Genomic DNA, 6365 nt, shown 5'->3' on the forward strand with positions numbered 1-6365 from the left:
GTTATCTAAATAATATTAATAACAACAGAGCATTGATTCGCTATTGCAATAACTGTTTGGATATTCGTTTATTTTTAGGTCATGATTTAAACGAAAAACTACCTTGGCATTCCACAATTTGTTAAACTTGCGTCCTTTTTGGTAAAGAAGCTTTCTTACAGTTATTTCAATTTGTTCATAAATTACTAATGTTAGTTTTAATACAAATGTTCAATTTTAGCGATAATGTTTAAAGATGCCATTCGTGAAGAAGTAATCAGTTTAAATACTTACCCATTTGCAAGTGTACGAATCAAAAAAGACAAGAGTACAAGACTGTTTTTAAACAAAGAACAAATAGAGCAGCTAAAAAACCACAAGAGTTCATTTGGTCAAACAGATACCTACTTCAGAGATATGTTTATTTTTAGTTGTTATGCCGGAGGATTACGTTTTAGTTATGTCGTTACCTTACAATGGAAAAACTACGATGAAAACGAACAACGTATCAGATTAAACATTCGTAAAACAAAACGTTCACATCAATTCAAAGTAGGTCAATCTGCTTTAGAGATATTAAACAAATACAAAAAAGAAACTTCCGAACCAGATGATTTTGTATTTCCAATCATTTCAGAAGCTAATTTCTTCGAACAATCCAACGAATACCAACTAAAAGTAATTGGTAGCAAAAATGTATTATGTGGTCAGAAATTGCGTAGAATCGGTAAAGAATTAGAATTTCCGTTCTCGTTATCATTTCATTTAAACCGACATACATTTGCAACACAAGCCTTAGCTAACGGTATGCGTATTGAGTATGTTTCTAAACTTTTAGATCACTCCGATATCGGAACAACTCAAATCTACGCTAAAATTGTAAACGAAGAATTGGATAAAGCTGTAGAGCAATTTATTGAATAATAGATAATTATTTTAGAATAATGTATAAAAATAGATTTTCCAAATCAAAATATTGTACATATATTTGTACACAATAAAATACAAGATTATGATTATAGCAAGTGTTTCAGATTTCAGAAAAAATATTAAATCTTATTTAGATAGTGTTTCAAAAAATTTTGAAACCTTAATCATCAACAGAGGGAAAGATTCTGGTATTGTTGTAATGTCTTTAGAAGAATACAATTCATTAATGGCTACAAATCATGAATTATCTTCACGAATCAACGAATCAAGATTAGATGCTGCCATTGAAAAATTAAAAAACAACCAATCTTTTGAAAGAGAATTAATCGAGGAATAGATGAAATATATTTTCGTAGATGAGTCTTGGGAAGATTATTTATTTTGGCAAAAAACCGATAATAAAAAAGTAAAACGCATCAATGATTTATTGAAAGATATTTCACGTACTCCTTTTACTGGTATTGGGAAACCAGAGCCATTAAAACATAAATATTCAGGGTTTTGGTCACGTAGAATAGACGAAGAACATCGTTTAATTTACAAGTACGAAGATAATCAGATATTAATTGCAAAGTGCCGTTTCCATTACGATTAAATAATCCATTTTTAAGATATAAATAAGATAGAATTCTGTTAGGTTGTAAAACGTAACAGATTTTTTTTTATGCCAAAATCGTAAACGAGGAATTAGATAAAGCAGTAGAACAGTATATTGAATAATTAATATTAAATAATTTTAGTATTTATAAAACATATCGTAATATTGCAATGATAATAAATCATTAATGGGAACAACTAAATCGGAAATATTTACAGACGAACAAAATAAACTAGCTACTTTATTCAAAGTATTAGGACATCCTGCTCGTGTGGCTATTATTCAACATATTATCAAGCAAAATGCGTGTATCTGTACAGATTTGGTGGATGAATTAGGTTTAGCACAAGCCACTATTTCTCAACATTTAAAAGAATTAAAAAGTATAGGAATTATTCAAGGTTCCATCGAAGGAAAATCGGTTTGTTATTGTATTGATCAAAAGGTTTGGGCTGCAATTCAAAATGAGTTTTCTAACTTTTTCAATCAAAATGTAAAAGTAAATCAATGCTGTTAAGGCATTTTTTTGAAATAAATCATCGTAATATTACGATTAATAAATAATAATTAAAGTATATGAAACTTTCAGAAATCAAAGAAATCTTACCAACATTAGAAAATGTTGAATTTCAATTAGAGGATGGTACGTTCGTGCCAGAGCATTTCCACGTTACAGAAGTGGGAGAAATCACAAAGAAATTTATTGATTGTGGTGGTGTCATCAGAAACGAAAAAGTAGTAAACTTTCAACTATGGAATGCAGACGATTACGAACATCGTTTAAAACCAGGTAAATTATTAAACATTATTCGCTTATCCGAAAACAAATTAGGGATTGAAGATTCAGAGATTGAAGTTGAATATCAGTCGACTACAATTGGGAAATACGATCTTGAATTTAATGGAAAACATTTCATTTTAAAAAATAAAAAAACAGCTTGTTTAGCGGAAGATGCTTGCGGTATTCCCGTTGCAACTGAAAATAAATTTAGAGTGAAAGAAGAAAAATCTTCTTGTTGCACACCTAATTCTGGATGTTGTTAATCTGAATTCTAAATAATGAACAAAGCATTAAAAAATACAGTAGAAGAAATTCAAAAAATCAATACTGTTAGCAACCAAAGGAAAACAATTTTACAACCTTTAATAGATTACATTCAAGGAAAGGTAAATAGTAAAAAACCGGTAAACCTTAATTTTATTTGTACACACAATTCTCGAAGAAGTCATTTATCACAGGTTTGGGCGCAAACTTCAGCATCATTCTATAATATAGATAATGTACACTGTTATTCAGGTGGTACACAAGAAACAGCTTTGTTTCCTAAAGTAGCAGAAACATTAGAAAATCAAGGCTTACAAATTCTAAAAATTGCAGATAGTATAAATCCTATTTACGCCATAAAATTTGATGAAAATTGTTTACCAATTATCGGTTTTTCTAAGAAATATAATGATGCTTTCAATCCTATTTCAAATTTCGCAGCGATTCTAACTTGTTCCCAAGCAGATGAAGGTTGCCCTTTTATTTCCGGTGCTGAAAAGCGAATTCCCATTACTTACGAAGATCCTAAAATTTCGGATGGAACGCTTCAACAAACTGAGGTTTATAAGCAACGCAGTATTCAAATCGCAACCGAAATGATGTACATATTTTCACAAATCACAAAATAAACGATGCAACCAAAACTAAAATTCCTTGATAGATATCTAACATTATGGATATTTTTTGCAATGATAGCAGGGGTAACGATTGGATATGTATTTCCTAATATGCCTTTTTGGGTTGAAAGTTTAAGTGTGGGTACAACTAATATTCCTTTGGCATTAGGTTTAATTATTATGATGTTTCCACCATTAGCAAAGGTTGATTATACACTCTTACCTCAAGCGTTTAAAAATAAAAAGGTTATAGGAATTTCCTTGTTGCTTAATTGGGTAATTGGAACAATTTTAATGTTTGGCTTGGCAGTTCTATTTCTACACAACGAACCCGATTATATGTCTGGATTAATTCTTATTGGATTAGCTAGATGTATTGCAATGGTTATTGTATGGAGTGATTTAGCCAAAGCAAATCGAGAATACACAGCGATGTTAGTAGCATTAAATAGTATTTTCCAAGTATTGAGTTATAGCTTTCTAGTCTGGTTATTTATCAATGTATTGCCAAGTAAATTAGGTTTAGCTAATTTTAATGTTTCGGTTTCAATGATAGAAGTAACCCAAAGTGTATTGATCTATTTAGGTATTCCATTTTTAATAGGTTTTATCACGAGATACACGCTAATTAAAAAGAAAGGTATAGAATGGTACAATCGTGTATTCGTGCCCAAAATTTCTCCCATAACACTCTATGCATTATTATTTACTATTGTGGTAATGTTTAGTTTAAAAGGAGATAAAATACTTGAATTACCTTTAGACGTAATCAAAGTAGCAATCCCATTAGTGATCTATTTTGCACTGATGTTCTTCATCAGTTTCTTTATCAATAAAGCAATGAAGGTTCCTTATGATAAAAATGCATCTATTTCATTTACAGCAACAGGTAATAACTTCGAATTGGCCATTGCAGTTTCTATTGCGATATTTGGTATTCACTCGCCACAAGCTTTTGTAGGAGTTATTGGTCCGCTAGTCGAAGTTCCTGTATTAATCCTTTTAGTAAAAGCTAGTTTGTGGTTGAAAAGCATATATTATAAAGAATAGAGCAATACATCGAATAAGGAAGTTTTAAATATCTTTAACGACACATTTTATCTTTGTAATGCATTAATTTACATCAAATTACACTATAAAAGGTTAATTGCTAAAACTTAATTTATGATGAAGTATTTGATAAAAGAAACTGTACAATTCAAAGAGTTTACACAAGTTGCTTTACACAATGTAAAGTCGAAAGAATTTGATATTATAGAGGTGCAACCTCTTACAAATGACGGGTATTGTCAAGCATTAATTGACAAAATATTTGAGATTTCTCATTCTGAAATTGCTGATTTTATCAAACATCAACTTTTATATGCAAAAGATAAGCTACATTGGATTAATAAGTTTGAAAAGTTAGTTTCAGTAAATGAATTTCTGTTTGAAAAAGGAAGAAATAAAACTCGTTTAATGAAAATTTATACTTCATAAGAAATAATTCGATTAGGTTTATATAAACCAATAGAGATTAAAGACGAAGAAAGACCTGCACCAAGATACATCAATGCAGATTCAGAAGAACGATATTTTTCTTTTTATAAAACGCAGAAAAATTTGGAACAGATGGAGGATTATTGCGATCAGATCTTTTTCTTAACTGATGAGAAATACGAATACGAACAAGCTAACATTCATTTTATCAATCCAAAGCTTCCAGAATATTCAGAGCAATGCAACAAAAAAATTGACCACTTACAACACATCAGAACATTAACGGAAGAATTACAAGTGGTTAAAGAAGAAAAATGCAATTACAACAAACTACAATTCAATGGAAAGGTCAATCAGTTGGTAGACATATTTTACCAATTAAACAGAGAGTTGTTTATTAATGGTAAAAATTATTTAGATGGAAATGTAAACGAGATTTCTAAAATGATTGTTTATTCTTTTGTAGACAAAGACGGAAATAAAGTAAGTATTGAAACGGTCAAAACCATACTCACTCCATCAAGAGAAGAAAAACGACCGAATAACGCAAAACGAATTGATGTAGATAAATTACTATAATATTCGCAATCCTAACTATCCCAGTTAGGATTTTGTTTGGTCCAAAAAGTCCTGTTCATACGTTCAACCTCAAAAATCAAAAGTCTTTATCTATCAGCCATTCAAAAAGATATGGTCCTGACAAGACCATTTCAGGACTAACGGACTTTTTTTTCTGTACTTCATTTGTTTCATAATCTTAAACAAATTAGAAAATGGAAGCAATCATTTTAACAAAGGATCAATACGATGCGATCGTATTCCAATTAGAGGAAATCACTAAAAAATTAAACAAAGCATTAGCAGCTAAACAAGAAACATTTATGGATAACCAAGAGTTTCTAATGCTAATGAAAATCTCAAAACGAACTGCTCAAACGTGGAGAAATGAAGGAAAGGTTTCATTCTGTCAAGTAGGCAACAAAATCTACTACAAAATGTCTGATGTCGAAAAGTTATTGAACGAACACTACAACAAATCATTCACTAATAAACGCTAAAAATTAAGAGCAATAACCTGGCATAAAAATTCGCAGACGAATGTCAATCCGTTAAGTGAAACGTAAAAATGTTTACCGACTGAAAGGAGTGATTTAAACATTTTAGTGAAGCGAAATGAAGATTGACCGTCCAGAATTGAAGCCTTCATTTTTTGATTACTTTTTTATCAAGAAAAAAGTAATTAATAAAATGAACATAATAATAGCAAACATCTCAAATGTTTTTGTATCAAGCCAAATCCAAAGGATTCATGAATACATTATTCATAAAACAATAAACCAATGAATAAAAAAGAACATACAATAACAAAAGTCTAATAACTAACATCTCAAATCTCAATACTATGAGTGTCGTACTTCATCACTTCATAGACATTAAATATAATTATTTTAGTTTTAATTTTAGTATTTCATAAGGAGTTTTACCTTTAAATGAACCATGTGGTCTATTGAAATTATAAAGTTTTTCCCATTGTTCTAATTTTTGATTTAGATCGACATCATCAGTATAGCTTAAAAGTTGATAAAACTCTTTTTTATCAGTTAAATGAGATTGTTCAACTTTCCCATTTAACTGAGGCGTTCCTACTTTTATAAATCGGTGTCTCATTCCTAAATCTTGAACATGCCAATGAAACTTTGATTGAAATTCATGTCCG

12 protein-coding genes are annotated in these 6365 nt (G+C 29.9%); 11 read left to right on the forward strand and 1 reads right to left on the reverse strand.

The window, feature by feature from the left end; genetic code table 11:
* The first annotated feature begins 14 nt into the window (after positions 1 to 14).
* The 11 genes from B3I31_RS11170 to B3I31_RS11220 all read left to right on the forward strand — a co-directional run bounded on the left by B3I31_RS11170 (position 15) and on the right by B3I31_RS11220 (position 5706).
* Positions 15 to 125, forward strand: a complete 111-nt coding sequence (locus B3I31_RS11170; protein WP_291088055.1) for a hypothetical protein — start codon at positions 15 to 17, stop codon at positions 123 to 125.
* Between the two features lie 100 nt (positions 126 to 225).
* On the forward strand, positions 226 to 903 hold the full coding sequence (locus B3I31_RS11175) for a tyrosine-type recombinase/integrase (RefSeq protein ID WP_291060599.1): 678 nt from the start codon (positions 226 to 228) through the stop codon (positions 901 to 903).
* Positions 904 to 991: 88 nt separating this feature from the next.
* A complete protein-coding gene (locus B3I31_RS11180) occupies positions 992 to 1246 on the forward strand; it encodes a type II toxin-antitoxin system Phd/YefM family antitoxin (RefSeq protein ID WP_291060601.1) in 255 nt (84 codons plus the stop codon).
* Entirely contained in the window at positions 1247 to 1504 is a 258-nt protein-coding gene (locus tag B3I31_RS11185) for a Txe/YoeB family addiction module toxin (protein WP_219035457.1), read from the forward strand. It abuts the gene before it with no gap.
* Positions 1505 to 1694: 190 nt separating this feature from the next.
* Entirely contained in the window at positions 1695 to 2024 is a 330-nt protein-coding gene (locus tag B3I31_RS11190) for an ArsR/SmtB family transcription factor (RefSeq protein WP_291060603.1), read from the forward strand.
* A gap of 59 nt (positions 2025 to 2083) precedes the next feature.
* A complete protein-coding gene (locus tag B3I31_RS11195; RefSeq protein WP_291060605.1) occupies positions 2084 to 2551 on the forward strand; it encodes a DUF6428 family protein in 468 nt (155 codons plus the stop codon).
* A 15-nt stretch (positions 2552 to 2566) separates the two neighbouring features.
* Positions 2567 to 3181, forward strand: coding sequence for a low molecular weight phosphatase family protein (locus B3I31_RS11200; RefSeq protein ID WP_291060607.1), 615 nt, complete (start codon positions 2567 to 2569; stop codon positions 3179 to 3181).
* 3 nt (positions 3182 to 3184) lie between these two features.
* Entirely contained in the window at positions 3185 to 4219 is a 1035-nt protein-coding gene (arsB, locus tag B3I31_RS11205; protein ID WP_291060609.1) for an ACR3 family arsenite efflux transporter, read from the forward strand.
* 114 nt (positions 4220 to 4333) lie between these two features.
* On the forward strand, positions 4334 to 4648 hold the full coding sequence (locus B3I31_RS11210) for a hypothetical protein (RefSeq protein ID WP_286496423.1): 315 nt from the start codon (positions 4334 to 4336) through the stop codon (positions 4646 to 4648).
* A gap of 132 nt (positions 4649 to 4780) precedes the next feature.
* On the forward strand, positions 4781 to 5227 hold the full coding sequence (locus tag B3I31_RS11215) for a hypothetical protein (protein ID WP_286496425.1): 447 nt from the start codon (positions 4781 to 4783) through the stop codon (positions 5225 to 5227).
* A gap of 194 nt (positions 5228 to 5421) precedes the next feature.
* Complete coding sequence (locus B3I31_RS11220; RefSeq protein ID WP_286496426.1) at positions 5422 to 5706, forward strand: helix-turn-helix domain-containing protein; 285 nt, start codon at positions 5422 to 5424, stop codon at positions 5704 to 5706.
* 385 nt (positions 5707 to 6091) lie between these two features.
* Here B3I31_RS11220 and B3I31_RS11225 read toward each other — a convergent pair.
* A partial coding sequence (locus B3I31_RS11225; RefSeq protein WP_291088052.1) for an integrase core domain-containing protein occupies positions 6092 to 6365 on the reverse strand: 274 nt, incomplete at its 5' end.

The sequence above is a fragment of the Empedobacter sp. UBA3475 genome, from assembly GCF_002378465.1.
GTDB lineage: Bacteria > Bacteroidota > Bacteroidia > Flavobacteriales > Weeksellaceae > Empedobacter > Empedobacter falsenii_B.

Excerpts from the sequence above, each read along its gene's own strand:
- B3I31_RS11175 (WP_291060599.1), top strand. The coding sequence starts at position 226 with ATGTTTAAAGATGCCATTCGTGAAGAAGTAATCAGTTTAAATACTTAC.
- B3I31_RS11180 (WP_291060601.1), top strand. The coding sequence starts at position 992 with ATGATTATAGCAAGTGTTTCAGATTTCAGAAAAAATATTAAATCTTAT.
- B3I31_RS11185 (WP_219035457.1), top strand. The coding sequence starts at position 1,247 with ATGAAATATATTTTCGTAGATGAGTCTTGGGAAGATTATTTATTTTGG.
- B3I31_RS11190 (WP_291060603.1), top strand. The coding sequence starts at position 1,695 with ATGGGAACAACTAAATCGGAAATATTTACAGACGAACAAAATAAACTA.
- B3I31_RS11195 (WP_291060605.1), top strand. The coding sequence starts at position 2,084 with ATGAAACTTTCAGAAATCAAAGAAATCTTACCAACATTAGAAAATGTT.
- B3I31_RS11200 (WP_291060607.1), top strand. The coding sequence starts at position 2,567 with ATGAACAAAGCATTAAAAAATACAGTAGAAGAAATTCAAAAAATCAAT.
- arsB (WP_291060609.1), top strand. The coding sequence starts at position 3,185 with ATGCAACCAAAACTAAAATTCCTTGATAGATATCTAACATTATGGATA.
- B3I31_RS11210 (WP_286496423.1), top strand. The coding sequence starts at position 4,334 with ATGATGAAGTATTTGATAAAAGAAACTGTACAATTCAAAGAGTTTACA.
- B3I31_RS11215 (WP_286496425.1), top strand. The coding sequence starts at position 4,781 with ATGGAGGATTATTGCGATCAGATCTTTTTCTTAACTGATGAGAAATAC.
- B3I31_RS11220 (WP_286496426.1), top strand. The coding sequence starts at position 5,422 with ATGGAAGCAATCATTTTAACAAAGGATCAATACGATGCGATCGTATTC.